The following is an 18,854-nucleotide window of genomic DNA, read 5'->3' on the forward strand; positions in this document are numbered from 1 at the left end:
GTATTGGGTATTTTAGGAAAAGAAACGAGGTGGCTTGATGAAGCTGGTGATTGTGGACGATCATGCGGTGGTTCGCTCTGGTCTGGCCTCGCTGCTGAACGGCAAGCACGGGATCGAGATTGTCGGCGAAGCGGCTGACGGCGACGAGGGGATCGCCAAGGTGCTGGCGCAACGTCCCGACGTGGTGCTGATGGACCTCAGCATGCCTCACGGCAAGGATGGCTTGACGGCAACAGCCGAACTCAAGCAGCAGGCGCCGGAGGTGGCAGTGCTTATTTTGACCATGCACGACGATGATGAATATTTGTTTCGGGCCATTCAGGCCGGAGCTTCGGGTTATATTCTCAAAAGCGCTCCCCACGACGAGCTCGTCGGGGCGATTCAATCGGTCGCCGCGGGTGACGCCTATTTGTATCCGACTGCAACCAAAAGGCTGATGAACGAATATCTGGAGCGGCAAAAAAACGGCGAGGCGGCTGCCGAGGTGCTGTCCGAGCGGGAAAAAGAGATTTTGAGCTGGACGGCCAAGGGCTACTCCAATAAAGAAATTGCCGAAAGTCTGGTGCTCAGCGTCAAAACCGTGGAGACCCATAAGGCGAACCTGATGGAGAAGCTTGGTCTGAAAAGCCGGCCGGAGCTGATCAAATACGCGATGAAGAAAGGGCTGTTGAACTTTGAATAGCGAATCGCATGCGCGCTTGGCACCCGGGACGATCGGGGGCAATGTTCAATTCCTGCTGTCGCGGCTCGAAGGGGAGCCGGTGGATCCACAATTGCGCGAGGAGCTGCGGCATTCGCTGCGGCAGTTGGCCGACGTCAAGCTGGCGCTCGACGAGTCGTCGATTGTGGCGCTGACGGACCGCAAGGGAACCATTTTGTACGTGAATGACAAGTTCTGCGAGATTTCGCGCTACAGCCGTGACGAATTGCTCGGTCAGGATCATCGGATTATCAATTCCGGCCATCACCCCAAAAGCTTTATGCAGGAGCTGTGGCGTACAATCGGCGCGGGCCGCATCTGGCAGGGCGATGTGAAAAATCGGGCCAAAGACGGCTCGCCGTATTGGGTGCATACGACGATTGTCCCGTTCGTGGACGAGGCGGGCAAGCCGTATCAATATTTGGCGATCCGCAACGATGTGACGCGGCTGAAGCAGGTCGAGGAGGATTTGCAGCAGCTGACGGTTGATTTGATGCAGGTGCAGGAGGAGGAGCGTCGGCGGTTCTCGCGGGAGCTGCATGACGGGATCGGGCAAAGCCTGTTCTCGCTGCTGATTCAGATTGACCGGATTCTCAGCGAGGAGCCCCGGGCGGACATTGAAGCGGTTCGCGGCAGCATTTCGGGCATTATTGAAGAGGTGCGCGGGCTGGCCTGGGAGCTGCGGCCGTCCGTGTTGGACGATCTGGGGGTCGTACCTGCGGTGCGTACGTTTCTCGACAACTATTCCCGGCACTACGGGATTGCGATTCAGTTTACGAACGAGCTGCGCGGGCGGCTGGGACTGGAGACGGAAACCGCAATATACCGGATCATTCAGGAGGCTTTGACGAATGTGATGAAATATGCGCAAGTCGATGAAGCGGACGTGGGTATCTACGACCGCGGCGAAGCGGTCGAGGTGCGCGTCGCGGATCGCGGACAGGGATTCTCGCGCGCGGGCATGGGCAAGGGCGTGGGGCTGTTCAGCATGGAGGAGCGGGCGAAGTCCGTGGGCGGCCAGCTGCAGGTGAGCTCGGCGCCGGGGGAAGGCACATGCGTGACGCTGACGGTGCCGCGCAGCCGTAACTGACGGCGCGGGCCGTCCGGGCTGCCGCACAACGGCTGCGGCGATGTGGCCGCCGACGTGTCGAGCAGGCTGCAGGGGGGGCGCGTGAGCGGCGGCAGGCCGGCCCCGCGGCCCGCGGGGAGCGAGCACGCGTGTCGAGCAGGCCGCAGGGGGGACGCGTGAGCGGCGGCAGGCCGGCCCCGCAGCCCGCGGGGAGCGAGCACGCGTGGCGAGCAGGCCGCAGGGGGGACGCGTGAGCGGCGGCAGGCCGCTACAGCTCGGCGCGGTTGCGGCCGCGGGCCTTGGCCCGGTAGAGCGCTTCGTCGGCCCGGGCGACGAGCGCCCGAGGTCCGACGGCTCCTGCGGGCCGTACGGCTCCGGCCGCCGGGCTGACGGCTGCGCAGCCGATGCTGACCGTGACGACGTTCAGCACGGTCGAGCTGGCATGCGGCAGCCCTTCGTCGCGGACCGCCTCGACCAGCAGGCGCGCTGTTTCCAATGCGGCTTCTGCATTGGCGCCCGGCGCGATCAAAGCGAATTCCTCGCCGCCGTAGCGGGCCAGGAAGCCCTGACGCACGCTGCGGCGCAGCGCATTCGCAACCGCGCGCAGGCATTCGTCTCCGCCCAGATGGCCGTACGTATCGTTGAATAGCTTGAAATGGTCGATATCGATCATCAAAAGCGCGAGCGGATGCCCGTTTTGCCGGGCCTGCTCCCACTCATGCAGCAGCATGTCGTCGAACAGCCGACGGTTGGCGATTCCGGTCAGCGCATCTTGCGTGGCCAGGCGCTCCAGTCGGCTATTTTGTTTTTCCAGCCGTCGTTCCTTATGCTTGCGGTCGGTAATATCGGAGAATATCGAGACGTAATGCGTGACGGAGCCGTCGTCGTCCCGCAGGGCGGTAATATGCTGCCATTCGATGAACGTTTCCCCGTTTTTGCGCTTGTTCCAGATTTCTCCTTGCCACTGCCCCGATGTTCGCAGCGATGTCCACAGCTCCTGATAAAAATCCGCTTCATGCAGTCCCGACTGCAAAATCCGCGGGTTTTGCCCGCAAACCTCCTTCAGCGTGTACCCGGTCAGCACCGTGAAGGCTTCGTTGACATAAACGATGCGGTTGCCGCTGTCAGTGACGATGACGCCGTTAGGCGTTTTTTCGACGATTTGAAAAAAGACGTGCAGGTCTTGCGGAACTTTGAGCATGGAAGCCACCTCGGGTCATTTGCTGATCTCTTCTATTATACATTTTATTCGACAAAATTCGATGAAAATACCAGCCTTCAGCGCGGATTTTGGACATTTATTTTCCAGGCTAAAAGGGGGCGGGCTTATTTTTTAACAGGATGCAAGTGATTTTTTTCACAACCGTGGGCAGAGAGCTGCTGTACAATGAAGGCAAGAGGAAATGGAGGGGATGCGTCATGAACGAGCGGTCGGCGGGTGCAGCGGATGCGGCGGGTACGGCAGGTGCGGAGGTTGCAGGTGCAGCGGTTGTGTCAGGTGCGGCAGGTGCAGCGGTTGCGGAGGTTGCAGGTGCAGTGGTTGCGTCAGGTACGGCGGGGAATGCGATAGAGCACGGGCGCAATGAGCAGGAGCTGGAGACGTATGGTGCGGCAGTGTGCCGGCACTGCGGCGCGGAGCTGCCCGCGTTGGCGGAATGTTATCCGACGGAGTGCGCGCGCTGCGGCGGCAGGCGGTTTTATGCGATCCGCGAGATGCCGCGTCGACGGTCGGAGCCTGACAAAGCGGCGTTTCTGCCCGATGTTGGCGTGATCGACGATTATACGTTGTAAACGGCGGTGCGATGAATCCGGATGCCCGGAAAGGAGATGGCGGCGATGCGGTTTATTTTCCACGGCAGACACATGGAGGTTACAGAGGCGTTGCAGACGTATGCGGAGCGCAAAATCCGGCGCGCGGCCACGATCGCTCCCTGTGAGGAGGCGGTTGTGACGTTCAGCGTGAACCGGCACAAGCAGCATACGCACCGGGTCGAGGTACTGCTGAGGCTGGACGGCGCGGTTTTGCGGGCCGAGGAGGATACGGGCGATATGTACGAAGCGCTCGATGCGGTAGCCGACAAGCTGGAGCGCAGGCTGCGCAAGCTCAAGGAGAAGCTGCGCCGGCGCGGACGGCGAGGTGCGGAAGCGGGGCCTGAGCCGATGGAAGCGGTGCGGCTGGACGACGAGGAGGCGTTTGCGATCGCGCGGGTGAAGCGGGTGCAGCTCAAGCCGATGGATATTGAGGAGGCGATATTGGAGCTGAATTTGCTGGACCACAGCTTCCACGTTTTTGTGAACGGGGCGACGCAGGCGACGGAGGTCGTTTACCGGCGGCATGACGGCACGTACGGATTAATTACTTCATGACGGCGGCGCGCCGGTTCCGTGAGCGGAGCCGGCTTTCTTTGTCGCCAATGTCATCATAAAAAAGGGGCGGTACGCATGTATGAGGAAACGCTGGAGCTGGCCAATGCGCTGACGGAAAAAAAGAAACGGCTGATGAAGCAGCGTCCGCTGCGCTACCTGCTGGCTGCCGGTTTGGCCGGCGCTTACGTCGGGCTGGGCATCGCGCTGATTGTATCGGTGGGCGCGCCGCTGTATGCCGCTCACTCGCCGTACACGTCTACCTTGATGGGTGTCTCCTTCGGGGTGGCGCTGACGCTGGTGCTGTTTGCGGGGGCGGAGCTGTTCACGGGCAACCATCTGCTGTTTACGATCAGCTCCTTGTCCGGCCGGACGGCATGGCGCGATACGCTGGCGAGCTGGGGGCTGTCCTATGTGGGCAACCTGCTCGGCGCGCTGGCGTTATGCGGACTGTTGGTCGGGGCGGGGATTTTTGCACAGGCTGGACCCGATCATTTGCTGATGGCGACAGCGGTCAAAAAAATGCATCTGACGACTGCGCAGTTGTTTTTCCGCGGCATTCTGTGCAATTGGCTGGTTTGTCTGGCCGTCTGGACCGGGCTAAGGGTCAAAAGCGAGGCGGCCCGGCTGGTGCTGATCTGGTGGATGCTGTACGCCTTCATCGCCACCGGCTACGAGCACAGCGTCGCCAATATGACGGTGCTGAGCCTGGCGCTGCTGCTGCCGCATCCGGCAACGGTCACGCTGGGCGGCTGGCTGCACAATATGGTGCCGGTGACGCTCGGCAACATCGTGGGCGGCGCGCTGTTCGTCGGCACGGCATATTGGCTGATCAGCCCCGTGCGCAGCGCCCGGAAGCCGTCTGCGGCCGGGGAGGGCGAACGGGCGGAGCGGATCGCCGAACCGCAGACGGCTGAGCAGACGCCGGCCGCTGTAGGCGAGTCGGCGGAAGGGATTGCGGCAACGACAGCGGCGCTGGCGCTGGTTGCCGCGCCGGCTGCGGCTGGGCCGCGCAGCAGCGCCCAAGGGCGGACCGCTACCGGCGAACCCGAAACGGCCGGCAGTACCCACGGTCGAACTGCTACCGGCGAACCCAAAACGGCCGACAGCACCCACGGTCGGACCGCTACCGGCGAGCCCGGAACGGACAGCAGCCCGCACACGGCCGGGTAGGCGTGGCGGGCTGCTGCAGGCTGTTGCGCGAGGACTGGTGGCGCGCTAGAGCATTTTTTTGAACACCTGCCGGATGACGTCGCCGCGGCTGATGATGCCTACGAGCACGCCGCGGCGTTCGACTGGCAGCTTTTTGATTTGCTTTTTGCCGAGAATCGCGGCCACTTGTTCCAGCTCCTCGTCGGCTGAAACGACAATGACCTTTTTGCGGGCGATGTCCATGACCGGAACCTTGAGCAGCTTGTGGGCGCGCGATTCAAAATCCTCGATATCCCCTTTAAACACCGCGGTATGATAGACAAAATCGACGACCAGGTCCTGATGCTTGCCGATATAGCGCATAATATCGCCATCGCTGATGTAGGCGACGATTTCGTTGCGTTCGTTAACGACCGGCAAGCCGCTGATCCGATGATCGATGAATTTCTCGATCACCGCGCGCACGGAGTCGTGCTCCTTGACCTTGTATACCTGCGTAATCATGATGTCCTGCGCTTTCATCCGTTTCGTCCTCCCCTGTGTTCATGCTTGTAACGCCGGTGTTGTCCGGCATCGTCCCGGCATTGGCCGCTTGCTCCAGCGCTTCCCCTTGCGGCTGCGGCAGCCGCCGTTTACAGCGGCGTCACTGACGGTTCCTCCGGTTCGCCCGTCCCTTTTTTCCGATCCGACAGCTTGATCGCATGCAGGAAAAAGCTGAGCACGGCCCCGGCAATAATAAAGACCAGGCCGAGCAAATAGACGCTGTGCAGCGATTCGACGAGCGCGTTCTTCATTATCGGCAGCAGGGCGCTTTTGAACGCCTCCGGGAATTGGGCCAGCGCTTCGGGACTCAGCATGACGGAGAATAGCGTCTGTGGGTCTTTTTCAATCGTTGCCGTTAGTTGCCCGACCAGTTGACCGGCCTCGGCCGGCATTTGCTGCAGCTTGGGCAGCAGCTCCTCGTTCAGCAGCGTGCCCGAACGGTGGTTCATCACCGCGCCGAGCACCGTCATTCCGAATGTGCCGCCGATTTGCCGGAAAAACTGGCTCGACGACGTCACCACACCCAGCTCGGATTTCGGGAATTCCTCTTGCAGCACAAGCGTCAGCAGCGGCATCACGAGGCCCATGCCTAGGCCAATGATCATCATGTAGGAGGATGCGGTCAGCTTGGACGTATCCATGCCCATCGTCGTCAGCAGCAGGAAGCCGGCTGCCATGATGACCATGCCGATGATCATTTGCGGCTTGACGCCGAGCTTTTGCACGATTTGTCCGCCGATGACGCTGGCGACGATCATCGTGATCATCATGGGCGTCATCACGGTGCCGGAAGCCGAGGCGCTGATGCCGACAATGCCTTGCATGAACAAGGGCACAAACATGATGGCGCCGAACATGCCGATGCTCATCAGAAAGCCGATGCTGTTGATCATGGAGAAGGTGCGGTTGCGGAACAGCCTTGTCGGCAAAATCGGCTCATCCGCGCGCGCTTCAACCAGGACGAAGGCGATCAAAAACGCTGCAGCGACAACGAGCAGCCCGATAATCTGCCACGAAAGCCAAGCGAAATCCTTGCCGCCGAACGTCAGCGCAAGCAGCAACGAGACGACGCCGATGATCATGGTTGCCATACCGGCAATGTCGAATTTCACTTTGCCCTGCGCTTTATGCTTGGGCAGTGCCGTAGCAATCAGCAGCGTAGCAACGATACCGACCGGCAGGTTGATGTAAAACACCCATTCCCAGCTCATCGAATCAACGATCCAGCCTCCGACCTGCGGGCCGATGACCGAAGAAAGCCCGAAGATGGCACCAAAAACGCCCTGCCATTTGGCCCGCTGCTTGCCGGTGAAAATATCGCCGATAATAATCATCGCCATTGGCATCATGATCCCGCCGCCGATGCCTTGCACCGCCCGGAACAGGATGAGCTGGGTCATGTCCTGAGCCATGCCGCATAAAGCCGAGCCGAGGATGAAAATAACGAGCCCCGACACGTACACGGCTTTGCGGCCAAGGAGATCGGCCAGCTTGCCTGCGACCGGCACGACGACAGTCGACGTCAGCATGTACGCAGTCGTCACCCACGCCATCAGGCTCAAGCCGCCCAGTTCGCCGACAATGCGCGGCATGGCCGTGCCGACAATCGTGCCATCCAGCGCGCCGAACAGCATGGCGATCATCAGGCCGGCGATCAGCAAGCCCCGCCGCTCCTGGTGTTCCCCAGGGGGCTGATCTTTTTCCAAAGAAGCTGTCATAAGGAATATCCCTCCGTTTGTATTTCCTGCTAGGATCAACTGCTTTCATATATTTCAATAGTTTAAATATATCACAAGTTAACATTTATCTCTACTGCATTTGGACGTCTTCAGGTTGCTTGGCCGTGACCTGGAAAGCGGACAATCGCTGTGCGTAAAGGCCGGCTCCGCTATCGGAAGGGGAGCAGCCTATTCGGGTGAGGCTGCATCTAGTTTACCGTTTTACGGAAAGCCGTATGCGGATGCGGCCAAGCCGCCCGGCCAGGGAGCGGCAGGCGCTTGCCGCACTGCGCTGTTCGTGGGAGCAACGCGAATTCCCGGGCCCGCGGGCTGCTTGACACCCGGAGCAGGAAGCGCCTAGTATGGGGTAATAAGAAAAGACAGGCCCGGGCGCGGGAACGGATAGGAGGAAGGTCATGGACGTTGACGTCGAGCGCTTTCACGATGCGCTGCAAGCGCTCAGGCGCGCCGTAGAGGCCGAGTTGTTGCAGGAAATACAGGCTCAGATTACCGGGCCGCAGATGTTTATGCTCTATTACATCAATGAGCTGGGGCCTTGCAAGCTGACCGAGCTGGCGGACAAGCTGGAGGTCAAGCCGAGTGCGGTCACGGTGATGATCGACCGGCTGGAAAAGGCCGGGTATGTCGAGCGGACGCACGATACGGTCGATCGGCGAGCGGTGCGAGTCGCCGCTACGCCGATCGGGCGCGAGGTTCTGGCCAAGGCGGTCGCCAAGCGCAATGAGATTATCGGCGGGTATTTGTCGCGGCTGGGACCCGGCGAGGCGCTGCAGGTCACGGAGCTGCTGGAGCAGATGGTGCGGCAGCCGCAATCGGCGGAAGGACTCTAGGGCCGCGCAGGGCTGTGGTTGGATGCTGACGACCGTCCCGCCAGCCCGCCGAAGTCAACGGGCAATCAGCGGTCCGCCGAACCGAGCGCATGAGCGAGCCCCGGACGAAGTCTATGAAGGAGTGTAGCGATATGAAACGATATTCGGAGATGAGTCCGCAGGAGCTGCAGGCAGCAATCGCCGCCCTGGAGAAGCAAATGCAGGCGGCCGAGTTTCCAAGCCAGCTTGCCGTGCTGGAGAGCAAGCTGTTGTTCGCCCGGGCGTATGCGCTGTCGCCGACGGATTTTCCGCCCGGCTTGTACGCGGTGAAGGATCGCGAGCAGCCGATGCGCGTCGATTATTTGAATGGCGTGATGGCATGGGGGACGATGGACGGCGAGGAAATCAGCGTGCCGATTTCCGCCTTGCGTCCTGTCTGAGCTCCTTCCTGCGAGGGGCGGCGCTGAACCTTTCGCTTGCTTGAAGCGTCTATTAAATACTTGAATGGTAAAGGAGCTGTCAGGATGCAACCAGTAACAAATCGTTTTCACAAACGCCGGCCGTCTTGGGTCCGCGTTCCTATTGTCATCGCGTTGGCCGCAGCTTTGGGCAGCGCTCTGCCGGCTGCTGGTTATGCGGCAAGCGACGCGGCTGCGGCGGTTGAGACAGCTGCGCCCATCCAGCTGAAGACGCTTAACGTGCAAATCGCCGGGCAGCGCACAGAGGTGCCGGGCGGCATTTCGAACGACGGAGACTCGTACGTCGGGCTGGCTTTTCTCAGCGACAAGCTGGGGCTGACAACGGCTTGGGACGGCGATACGCGCACCGTTTCCGTCAGCAGCGAGAGCAAAACCATGAACATGCACAATGAAAGCAGCATATATGAGCTGAACGGCCATGAATTCTACGGCGTGCTGTCACCGTACATTATTGAGGGCAGCACGTATGTGCCGCTGCGTTTTGTACTGGAGCAAATGGGGTTCCACATCGGGTATGATGCTGCCGAGCGTCTGATTACGATTGAGCCTGTACAGGAAAATGCGTTGCAGCTGCGTAACGAAACGATTGACGATTCCTCCGAGGGGCGGACGATCACGATTCAATATCCGCAAATCGAAGGCTGGGCCGATGCTCAAGCGAGCGGCAAAATCAACGCTTTTCTGAAGCAGCGGGCGCTGCAGGCGCAATCGGACGCGCATGCGCTTTACAAGGAGGCGACCGACGGGCTTTCCGACGAGGATCGGCAATTTCCTTTTGAAGATACGCTGAATTACCGCATTACCTACAATCAGGACAACAAGCTGAGCTTGTATTTTGAAACCTACAACTACACGGGCGGCGCGCACGGTATGTACGATATGGAGGGGCATACGTTTGACCTGACCACGGGCGAGGAACTGACGCTGCAGCAAGCGGCGCTGGGCAACCCGGGTTACAAGGCGATCATTAATCGGGAAATCAACGAGCAGTTGGCGGAACGCGACTACGATTTACTGGAGTCGTTCGATACGATCGGCGACGAGCAGCGATATTTTTTGCAGGACGATCAGATTGTTGTCTATTTCGGTTTATATGAATATACGCCATACGCTGTAGGCATGCCCGAGTTTCAAATTCCGGTAGCGATGTTTGGTAAGCCGGCGGAAAGCTGATCTGCGGCAACGAGGCGCCTTAGGGCGCTTTTTTGCGTTCAGGGGGAAAATCCGCACAGTAAACGGGTGCATCTTGTAGAAGCGTAGTGTAGAATAAAAGAAAAAGCTGCTGGAGGATGTTTGTGCAATAAGGGACCGATTGCAGGAGAGGGGGAGAAGATTGAATCGAAAAATGGCAGAGTGGCTGCTGGTTGTCGCTGTCATGCTCATCGTGAGCTTTGTGCCTGCGCTGGCTCACGCGCAAGACCGTTTGCCGTCAGGGACCTCATGGACAAGCTCGGGAGCGGGCGTATACTCGGTTACGGATGCAACTTACGGAGTTACGTTAACGTATGATATCAACAATTCCAGCGTCTGGAACGGACAAAGCTGGGACTTCGGCACCACGGCGGCAGATGCGGCGGATATTTCCTATAGCTGGACGTACTCGGGGCTGCATGCCTGGTTCCACGCATCTGCTAATCTCAAATCGTATGTCGAGCATAACGGGGTTCGCACGACGACAACGCTGTATAATCAGAGTGTATCCGGATTTTTTAACGGGTCCGGCGTTTCCAGCTTTCATGTTGTCGCCGGGGACAAATACGGCTTCACCATCTCCGGGGAGAATTATGATTACAACAGTATTTTGCGGGGTACCGTGGGCATTTCCACCGCGCCGGTGATCGAGTCAGCCATGACCGGGACCACGGGCGGCGACGGCTGGTATACGTCGAATGTCGGGCTGAGCTGGACGCTGAGCGATCCGGCCTCCGGAACGATCACATCCACGGGATGCGATCCTGTGTCTTTGGCGACGGATACGTCAGTGAGCGGTGTGACGTATGCGTGTACCGCCTCCTCTGCAGGCGGGAGTTCCACGAAGAGCGTAACGATCAAACGGGATACGACGGCTCCCGTCACGACGGACAACGCGCCGTCCGGCACGGCGTTGTCTAACGTTCAGGTGGATTTGTCGGCAAGCGACGCCGCCTCCGGGGTAGCCGCTACGTACTACCGGATTGACGGCGGCGCGCAGCAGACGGGAACGACGGCGACGTTGACGACAAATGGAGTGCATACGCTGGCGTATTGGAGCGTGGATACGGCGGGCAACGTGGAGACATCGCATACGGTGACAGTGACGATCAGCAAACCGCTGCTGGCGGACGTAACCTTTGTTGCAGACAAGGAAACGCCGACCAACCAGCCGGTTGTAGTGACGGCGCAATTTCCGGCAGAGGCTGTCGTCAGTCAGTTCAGCTACGATGCTGCGCTATGGAGCAGCTACACGGCTCCTTTGACGATTGCCGATAATCGGACGGTGTATGCCAAATATCAGGATGCCTATGGCAACTGGAGCGATGTGGCCCACTACACGGTTGCGAACATCGATAAAGAAGCGCCCGAGCTTCCCGTAGTGACGTTGTCCACGACAGCGCCGGCTCAAGAAGTGACAGTGACGATCACGTATTCCGCTGATACGGTCATTCGCCGTTATCAGTTGTGGGGCGATTATGATGTACCTTATACGGGACCTTTTGTATTAACTTCAAACCGGACCTTATCGGCGTATGCGACTGATGCGGCCGGCAATATGAGCACCACAACGATCGGCATTACCAATCTGGACATCGTGCCGCCGACGGTTGCGCTGACCATCGATAATCACGCCACGACTGCTCACAAGCAAGACGTTACGCTGACGCTGGATGATCAGGGGACGGGCGCTGCCTATATGCAGTTCTCGGACGACAATGCCCAATGGTCGGAGTGGGAGGCGTACAACACGACCAAGCTGTACAGCTTGTCTGCCGGCGAAGGACAGAAGCATGTATATGCCAGATTGAGGGATGTGGCGGGCAATATCAGCCAATCGGCAGAAGCGACGATTATGCTCGATCTGCCGCCGGTCATCTCGCTGGAGGTCTATGACGGCTCGACGCGGACGAATCAGCCGATTACGGTCCGTGCAACGGTCAATCAGGGCGTGCTGAACGCCACGGAGCATACATTTACGGAAAACGGCAGCTTTGAATTTATCGCCACCGATGAGGGCGGCAATGTGGCTGCGTTGACGGTGACGATTACGAACATCGATAAGGCTGCGCCGGTGACAACCTTGGGGCAGTCGACAGACAGCCTGACGAAGCATGTCACGCTGGACCTGAGCGCCGTCGATTCGGAAGCAGGCGTGGCGGCAACGTATTATACGGTGGATGGCGTGTCCTATACAGGTAGCCATTTGGTATTGACCCGGCACGGCAAGCATCAGATCACGTATTGGAGTGCGGATACGACGGGCAACGTGGAAGCTCCGCACAGCCTTGAGGTCGAGGTCAATCTGCTGCCGTTCGACGATAACGGACAGCTTAACCTGCAAGCGATTATACGTCAGATTGATACCGGCACGCTGGAGCAAATCGATTTGAACGGTGATGAGGTTTTCGACCGTCACGATATTCAAATGATGCTGGACGCTATTACGCCGATGTTTATTCCGTTGGCGGGATAGCGGGCGATGGGGCTGTTGCAGCTGATTAGCGTCTGCCGGGCTACTGGCCGCTGATTCCTCCGCTTGCGCCGGTCCCGTCCGCTATTGTAGGCTCTGCGCTCAGGCGTCGGTTTGCCCTTTCTGTTAGCAGTCAAACAAGCACCCGTTCGGGCGAGTTTCGCGCCGGGCGGGTGCTTGTTGCTGTCAGGAGGGGCTATTGCTGGGGGCATTGTTGCCGGCCTGCGGCACGAAAATCTGAAACGTTGTACCGAGCGGGGAGCTCATCTTCAACTGCAGGCGCCCGCCCATTGCGTTCGCGAGCAGCCGGCTGAAGGTCAGACCAAGGCCGAGGCCGCGTACGGCCAGCTTTTTGGATTCACCGCGAAAATAGCTTTCAAAAATATTCGGCTGCTCGTGCGCCGGGATGCCGTGTCCGGTGTCGCTGACCAGCACCTCCCAGTCCGCTCCGCCGTCATGCTGCAGCTTGACCGTAATCGCGCCATGCCCGTTCAGCGCTTGACAGCCGTTGTCCAGCAGGTTGACGAGAATCTGCTGCACCCGGTCTGCATCGCCTCGGGCCATGCAGGCTGCTTCGGGCAGGTCAAGATGCAGCTCAAGCGCATCGTCCTGATGGAGCAGCCCCCATTGATAGACGCTTTCCTTGAGCAGCTTGCCCAGATCGAATGGCTCCGCGTTCAGCTTCATGCGTCCGGAGGCGAAGGCGTGAAAATCGAGCAGATCGGCGATCATATGCTGCAAACGGACGGTCTCCTTGAGCGATATGTCGAGAAACTCGCTCGCTTCGGGACCGGAGACGACTTCATCGCGCACGGCCTGAATGAGACCGTGAATCGACGTGACGGGCGTCTTCAAATCGTGCGTGACGCCTGCCAGCAGCTCGGTGCGCAGCCGTTCGAGCTGCTCCAGCCGCCGGGCCATCGCTTCGCAGGAGGCGTAGAGCGCGTGAATCTCGCGCTCTACCGGCCGCTCCTGCAGCGCCAGCTTGTAGTCGCCCTGCTCCACTTGGCGCAGCGCCGCCGCTACCTCGTGGAGCGGGCGGGTCACCCGGCGCAGCAGCAGGTAAATGATCAGCCAGCCGAGCAGACCGGCCAGCGCCAGCAGTCCGCCGATCAGGCCGTACTGCGGGTGCACGTCGGTCAGCGCCGCTTTGCTGTAGCTGATCGCGATCGTCCCGGCGACGCCGGTGGCGCTGGCGACAGGCACCGTGACGGCGTACAGGCGCCCCTGCGTCCGCACGCTGCTCGCGCCGAGCAGCGGCGGCGGTGTGGCGAACACCGCGTCCACGCCCGCAGGTCCCGGCGCAGCGCCGCTGTCCGGCCCTGTCCGCGTCGCGCCGCCCGCGCCGCCGTCTGCCGCCCGCCCGTCCGCCTGCCGGACAGCTCCGCTGCCGCCTGTCTGCCCGCCGCCGCCAGTTTGCTCGCCGGCGGCGGGCTGCCTCCGCAGCGCCCCGCCTGCGTCGTCCGCCTGCCGGACCGCGCCGTCCTCGACCGGCGCGGACTTGTAAAACAGGCGCCGCCCGTCGCGGTCGAACACCGTGAAGCCGAACTGGCCGGGAATGCCGTATTGGCGCTGCGTGCCGTCAATCCATTCGTACAGCCGGTCCGGGACGACGATGCCGCCGTGTCCGTCGGACACATGGGCCGCTGCTGCTTCGCCGAACGCCTGCAGGGCGTTGAGGCGCTGGTGCAGCGCCGCTTCCCGCTGCCACAGCACAGAGACGGCGCCAATGGCGATAAGCCCCGCGCAGAGGGTGACGACATAACGCAAGGTCCATTTGCGGAGCAGCGTGCTGCGCTCAGGCGTTGGATTTGGCATAGAATTGATACCCCGTTCCCCGCAGCGTGCGGATTTCTCCTTCCTCCTGCGGCCAGTGGAGCAGGGCTTTGCGCAGCCGCTTGATCGCCAGATCGACGGCGCGGTCGCTGCCCTCATAGTCGATGCCCCATACCTGCTCGATCAGCTGCTCACGCTCGAAAATACGGTTGGGCCGCTCGGCCAAAAATAGCAGCAGGCCGAGATCGCGCGGAGTAATCGTCAGCCGGGCGCCGTTCAGATAGACGGTTCGCGAGCGATAGTCGATTTTCAGACTGCCGAAATATTTCACCTCCGGCGTCTCCAGCGACTGCGTCGGCCGGCGCAGCACCGCTTGAATACGGGCAATGACCTCCTCGGGGGCGAAAGGCTTGGCGATATAATCGTCCGCGCCTTCGTTCAGGCCGAGCAGCCGATCGTTCAGCTCGCCGCGCGCCGTCAGCATAATGACCGGATATGCGCCTCTGCTGCGGATATGACGCAGAATATCCCAGCCGCTTTGGCCCGGCAGCATGACGTCCAGCAGGACGAGCGCCGGGCGCAGCGCGTCGAATTGCGCCGGAGCTGCTGCTCCGTCCGCACAAACAACGCACGTGAAGCCGATCTTGCGAATATAAGCAGCCAATACGCGGGAAATCGCGTCTTCATCTTCCACAACCAGAATCGTTTGCATGGTGTCCCCTATCTGTCCGCCGCCGGACGCGTTGCTTGGATGGTTCCATTGTAAATCGCCAATATGTCGGGTAAAAGTCAAAGCCGCCGCGCCGCCGCAAAAAAATTAGGCTCGGCCGGGGATTGACGTAAGCGATTGCAAAATTCTACAATAAGTAAGGTTTGCAATCGGCTCAAAAGAAAGAGGTATACGATGAAGCTAAAAATGGCTGCAATCAGCTTGTATATCGTACTTATCTATTATTTTTCGCTGCATGTGCCGCTGCTGCACATGCTGTTTTTCCCTACGCTGGGTGCGTTCAGCCTGTTGTTTGTTTCCCGCTCGCAGGATGTCCGGGAGTTGAGCAAAATTGCCGCCGGCGCTTTTATCGCTTCCATCATCGGCACGGCTCTGTTCCACTTGGGCAATGGCGGCGTGCTGTCGCTGTTCATTACCATCATCGTCATCAGCTGGCTGATCATAAAGCTGAAATGGAATGCTCCGCCAATACTGGCGGTGTCATTGATTCCGTTTTTCGCGCATGCGCCTAACGTATGGATTGTGCCGGTGTCGGTGTGCGGTTCGATGGCGGGACTGCTGGCAACGCTCGGCCTGGTCAGCCTGCTGGAACGGCGGATCAGCCCGCTGGCGCAGCGGTTGCAGGGGCTCGCGCTGTTCGCGCCCAAGCGGAGAGAATGGTCGGAGTCGGAGTAGTCCGGTCAGGCGCTGTGACGCGCCGGCCGGTCAGGTCGGTCGGCTGGGGAACGGCTGTCGACGGCATACATATAAAGGAACCAACGGGAGGGCCGGTAAGCGGCGCTCTTTTTTTATCCCTCAAAATCGTTCGCGAGGCGCTCGTTCGCTGCCAATCAACCCGCCCGGCTGATTATACATCGCCACACGGACATGCCTTGCCTACCGCACCGCCAGGACCGGACGGACCCGGCGTCACCGGGCGCGCAGCGCCGGCTTTTTTACCCGAAGAAGCATACAGCCAGCAGGCCGATGAGCCCCGGTAGTCCCTGTACCAGCCAAATCGAGCGCTTGGCGGTCGCACCGCCGTACAAGGCGGCAACGAGCACGCAGGCGAGGAAAAAAATCTCGATCTGCTTGCCGACGGCTGCGTCGGGATGAACCATGCCCCAGATGAGGCCAGCGGCCAGAAAACCGTTGTACAAGCCCTGGTTGGCGGCCAGCGCCTTGGACGCTTGGGCGAATTCCGGCGTCGTGCCGAACGATTTGCGCCCGCGCGGCGTGGCCCAAAGAAACATTTCCAAATACATAATATACAGATGCAGCAAAGCTACCAGTCCCACAATAATCAGGCTGATCATCACGCAAGCCTCCCTGAGCCAACATAAGCTCTGCCCGATAAGCGGGCTAAGCACTTTCATTGTACACATTCCCCGTAAGAGCGACAACGGATTCTTTATAAGCCGGCGGGATATTGATATAATGCACATACCAAGCCAGAAGGAGAGAAGGACGAGGGGCAATGGCAACGATCAAGGATGTGGCGCTAAAAGCCGGCGTGACCGTCACGACGGTGTCGCGCGTGCTCAACAACCGCGGTTATATCAGTCAGGCGACCCGAGAGAAGGTATACCGCGTGATGGAGGAAATGCAATATCAGCCCAACGAAATCGCCCGCGCGCTGATGCGCAAGCGTTCGATGATGCTCGGGATGATCGTGCCGACCATTGCGCATCCTTTTTTCGGCGAGCTGGCGCATCATGTCGAGCTGCACGCATCGGCACGCGGATACAAGCTGCTAATCTGCAATTCCCGGATGAATCAGCACAAGGAACGAGTCTATATCGATATGCTGGAGAGCAATCGCGTCGATGGCATCATTATGGGCAGCCATACCATGAACGTGGATGCGTACACGAAGCTCAAGCAGCCGATTGTGGCGTTCGACCGGGTTATTCCCGGCGTACCGAGCATTTCCTCCGATAATTATCGCGGAGGCGTCCTGGCGGCGGAGCTGCTGCTGAGCAAGGGCTGCCGGCGGATCGCGCACGTGTGCGGCAAGCTGAATCCGATTTTTCACGGCAGCCGCCGGACGGACGGCTTCCGCGACGCGCTGGCGGCGCAAGGCGTGGAGCCTTATGTGATGGAGCTGGGGCCGGACGATTTTGACAATGAGCACTACGAGCAGGCGCTGCACCGGCTGTTTGACGAGCTTCCCAATCTGGACGGGCTGTTCGCAAGCAGCGACATGATCGCTCTGCATGCCGTCAAAATTTGCGCAGCGCGCGGCATTACGATTCCCGGACGGCTCAAGCTGGTCGGTTACGACGATATCCAATTTGCGTCGATTGTGACGCCGGGCATCACGACGCTGCGCCAGCCGCTTTCGGAGATGAGCGAGCTTGCGGTGGGGCTGCTTGACCGAATGGCGTCCGGCGAGGACGTGCCCGGCGAGCATATTCTTCCGGTTCGCCTGGTGGAGCGGGGCTCGACCTGAGCGGCTACAGCAGCTTGTGCAGGAACGGGCAAGGACAAAGGGGCAAAAGTCGGAAATTGCCAGTGCGTAAAGATTGATATGTTAAACGTTTAACATATATAATAAAAGTACACAACGTCGGAGCAAGCGACGACCTTGTTCCGGGCGAAGCGCGGCGGTGAGGGCCGTCTTTTGCCTTGCGAACGAAGCCGTCTGCGCCGATAAGCCCGGGGACGCTGCTGAAACCTGAGACGGCGGCCTGCAACACGGGACACTCAGGTCAGGGAGGCACGAGATGGGAACAGTTTTTACGATCGGAGAAGCGCTTATTGATTTTGTGCCGGCTGAAATCGGCGTCGAGTTGAAGAAGGTGTGCACGTTCCGCAAGGCGGCGGGCGGGGCGCCTGCCAATGTTGCCAGTGCAGTAGCCCGTTTGGGCGGCAGCAGCGCGTTTATCGGCAAGCTGGGAGAAGACGGCTTCGGCGATTATCTGGTCGAGACGATGGCATCCGTCGGCGTTCGTACCGATTGCATCACACGCACCGGAGAAGCGAATACGGCGCTGGCCTTTGTCAGTCTCAAGGAAGACGGCAGCCGGGAGTTTTCCTTTTACCGCAATCCAAGCGCGGACATGCTGCTTGCGCCGGATGAAATTGCCGAGAGCTGGTTTCAAGCCGGCGATATTTTGCATTACGGGTCGGTCGATCTGATCGAAGCCCCTGTGAAGTATGCGCATATCAAGGCGATCAAAGCGATGCAAGCCGCCGGAGGGCTGATCAGCTTCGATCCGAACGTGCGGCTGCCGCTGTGGAGCAATCCGCAGGACTGCCGTCAGGCGATTTTGGAATTTTTGCCGCAGAGCCATATTCTGAAAATCAGCGAAGATGAGCTGGAATTCATCACCGGAATTTCCGATGAAGCGCAGGCGCTGGCTTCGCTGTTTGTCGGCAAGGTAGCTCATATTTTGTATACGCGCGGAGCCAACGGGGCGGTGTGGTATACGAAGCAGGATGCGGTGGAAGCCGAGGGCTATCGGGTCCAGGCGATCGATACGACCGGCGCGGGAGACTCGTTCATCGGCGCTGTGCTCTATCAGCTGGCCCGGGAGGGCGCGGAGCCGGGGCGGATGTCGCCGGAGCAGCGGAAGCGGGCGCTGACATTCGCCAACGTCACGGCGGCGCTGGTCACCACCCGTTACGGCGCGATTCCTGCGCTGCCGACATTTGAGGAAGTGCAGGACGTGTGCGCTGCGCTGGAAGCGTAAGCAGCAACCGAGCCGGAAGCGGACCGGCCGGACAAACGGTCCGCCGTTGGCATAAAATAAGAGCATCGAAGCTTTGCCCTGCGGGGCAGAGCTTTTTTATTAAAAAGCGCCGGACAGGTGCAACAAGTCCGCATGCGCAAGCAGCAAGCGTGCTA

General features: G+C 59.9%; 17 protein-coding genes and 1 pseudogene. 12 read left to right on the plus strand and 6 right to left on the minus strand.

Going from position 1 to position 18,854, the window contains the following annotated elements; genetic code table 11:
• The first annotated feature begins 37 nt into the window (after positions 1-37).
• Together B5M42_RS07020 and B5M42_RS07025 are read left to right on the plus strand one after the other, a co-directional pair.
• A complete protein-coding gene (locus B5M42_RS07020) occupies positions 38-682 on the plus strand; it encodes a response regulator transcription factor (RefSeq protein WP_209280784.1) in 645 nt (214 codons plus the stop codon).
• Positions 675-1,790 (plus strand): PAS domain-containing sensor histidine kinase, encoded by a 1,116-nt coding sequence (locus B5M42_RS07025; protein ID WP_407946116.1) that lies wholly within the window; start codon positions 675-677, stop codon positions 1,788-1,790. Before B5M42_RS07020 ends, B5M42_RS07025 begins: the two co-directional genes overlap by 8 nt.
• A 247-nt stretch (positions 1,791-2,037) precedes the next feature.
• Here B5M42_RS07025 and B5M42_RS07030 read toward each other — a convergent pair whose 3' ends face one another.
• Positions 2,038-2,970: a GGDEF domain-containing protein gene (locus tag B5M42_RS07030; RefSeq protein WP_134756714.1), complete on the minus strand. Its 933-nt coding sequence runs from the start codon at positions 2,968-2,970 to the stop codon at positions 2,038-2,040.
• A gap of 218 nt (positions 2,971-3,188) precedes the next feature.
• Between B5M42_RS07030 and B5M42_RS07035 the strand changes: the two genes are divergently transcribed.
• The 3 genes and pseudogenes from B5M42_RS07035 to B5M42_RS07045 all read left to right on the plus strand — a co-directional run.
• Positions 3,189-3,560, plus strand: a complete 372-nt coding sequence (locus tag B5M42_RS07035; protein ID WP_167690243.1) for a hypothetical protein — start codon at positions 3,189-3,191, stop codon at positions 3,558-3,560.
• A gap of 45 nt (positions 3,561-3,605) precedes the next feature.
• On the plus strand, positions 3,606-4,136 hold the full coding sequence (hpf, locus tag B5M42_RS07040) for a ribosome hibernation-promoting factor, HPF/YfiA family (RefSeq protein WP_134756712.1): 531 nt from the start codon (positions 3,606-3,608) through the stop codon (positions 4,134-4,136).
• Positions 4,137-4,211: 75 nt separating this feature from the next.
• A pseudogene (locus tag B5M42_RS07045) lies at positions 4,212-4,991 on the plus strand (formate/nitrite transporter family protein); the annotation flags it as partial.
• Positions 4,992-5,351: 360 nt separating this feature from the next.
• On the opposite strand, the gene B5M42_RS07050 reads toward B5M42_RS07045, so the two are convergent.
• Together B5M42_RS07050 and B5M42_RS07055 are read right to left on the minus strand one after the other, a co-directional pair.
• On the minus strand, positions 5,352-5,807 hold the full coding sequence (locus B5M42_RS07050) for a CBS domain-containing protein (protein ID WP_134756708.1): 456 nt from the start codon (positions 5,805-5,807) through the stop codon (positions 5,352-5,354).
• 110 nt (positions 5,808-5,917) lie between these two features.
• The gene (locus B5M42_RS07055; RefSeq protein WP_134756706.1) at positions 5,918-7,546 is read right to left on the minus strand and encodes a DHA2 family efflux MFS transporter permease subunit; all 1,629 of its coding nucleotides are present in this window, start codon (positions 7,544-7,546) and stop codon (positions 5,918-5,920) included.
• Positions 7,547-7,962: 416 nt separating this feature from the next.
• Between B5M42_RS07055 and B5M42_RS07060 the strand changes: the two genes are divergently transcribed.
• The 4 genes from B5M42_RS07060 to B5M42_RS07075 all read left to right on the plus strand — a co-directional run bounded on the left by B5M42_RS07060 (position 7,963) and on the right by B5M42_RS07075 (position 12,522).
• Positions 7,963-8,397 carry a MarR family winged helix-turn-helix transcriptional regulator gene (locus B5M42_RS07060; RefSeq protein WP_134756704.1) on the plus strand — a complete coding sequence of 145 codons (435 nt, stop codon included), beginning with the start codon at positions 7,963-7,965 and terminating at the stop codon, positions 8,395-8,397.
• A 131-nt stretch (positions 8,398-8,528) separates the two neighbouring features.
• Positions 8,529-8,816: a DUF1811 family protein gene (locus B5M42_RS07065; RefSeq protein ID WP_134756702.1), complete on the plus strand. Its 288-nt coding sequence runs from the start codon at positions 8,529-8,531 to the stop codon at positions 8,814-8,816.
• Between the two features lie 84 nt (positions 8,817-8,900).
• Positions 8,901-10,028: a stalk domain-containing protein gene (locus B5M42_RS07070; RefSeq protein ID WP_134756700.1), complete on the plus strand. Its 1,128-nt coding sequence runs from the start codon at positions 8,901-8,903 to the stop codon at positions 10,026-10,028.
• A gap of 160 nt (positions 10,029-10,188) precedes the next feature.
• Positions 10,189-12,522 (plus strand): OmpL47-type beta-barrel domain-containing protein, encoded by a 2,334-nt coding sequence (locus B5M42_RS07075; protein ID WP_134756698.1) that lies wholly within the window; start codon positions 10,189-10,191, stop codon positions 12,520-12,522.
• A 183-nt stretch (positions 12,523-12,705) separates the two neighbouring features.
• Here the strand turns inward: B5M42_RS07075 and B5M42_RS07080 are convergent, their stop codons facing one another.
• The gene (locus B5M42_RS07080) at positions 12,706-14,337 is read right to left on the minus strand and encodes a HAMP domain-containing sensor histidine kinase (RefSeq protein ID WP_134756696.1); all 1,632 of its coding nucleotides are present in this window, start codon (positions 14,335-14,337) and stop codon (positions 12,706-12,708) included.
• Positions 14,318-15,007: a response regulator transcription factor gene (locus tag B5M42_RS07085; RefSeq protein WP_134756694.1), complete on the minus strand. Its 690-nt coding sequence runs from the start codon at positions 15,005-15,007 to the stop codon at positions 14,318-14,320. Before B5M42_RS07085 ends, B5M42_RS07080 begins: the two co-directional genes overlap by 20 nt.
• A gap of 192 nt (positions 15,008-15,199) precedes the next feature.
• Here B5M42_RS07085 and B5M42_RS07090 point away from each other — a divergent pair, with 192 nt between their 5' ends.
• The gene (locus tag B5M42_RS07090) at positions 15,200-15,700 is read left to right on the plus strand and encodes an HPP family protein (RefSeq protein ID WP_134756692.1); all 501 of its coding nucleotides are present in this window, start codon (positions 15,200-15,202) and stop codon (positions 15,698-15,700) included.
• A 260-nt stretch (positions 15,701-15,960) separates the two neighbouring features.
• Here B5M42_RS07090 and B5M42_RS07095 read toward each other — a convergent pair whose 3' ends face one another.
• Positions 15,961-16,320, minus strand: a complete 360-nt coding sequence (locus B5M42_RS07095; RefSeq protein WP_134756690.1) for a DUF1304 domain-containing protein — start codon at positions 16,318-16,320, stop codon at positions 15,961-15,963.
• Between the two features lie 161 nt (positions 16,321-16,481).
• Between B5M42_RS07095 and B5M42_RS07100 the strand changes: the two genes are divergently transcribed.
• Both B5M42_RS07100 and B5M42_RS07105 read left to right on the plus strand, forming a co-directional pair.
• Entirely contained in the window at positions 16,482-17,456 is a 975-nt protein-coding gene (locus tag B5M42_RS07100; RefSeq protein WP_134756688.1) for a LacI family DNA-binding transcriptional regulator, read from the plus strand.
• A 274-nt stretch (positions 17,457-17,730) separates the two neighbouring features.
• Positions 17,731-18,699 (plus strand): PfkB family carbohydrate kinase, encoded by a 969-nt coding sequence (locus B5M42_RS07105; protein ID WP_134756686.1) that lies wholly within the window; start codon positions 17,731-17,733, stop codon positions 18,697-18,699.
• The last annotated feature ends 155 nt before the right edge of the window (positions 18,700-18,854 follow it).

This window comes from Paenibacillus athensensis (assembly GCF_004514475.2).
Lineage (GTDB): Bacteria > Bacillota > Bacilli > Paenibacillales > NBRC-103111 > Paenibacillus_AL > Paenibacillus_AL athensensis.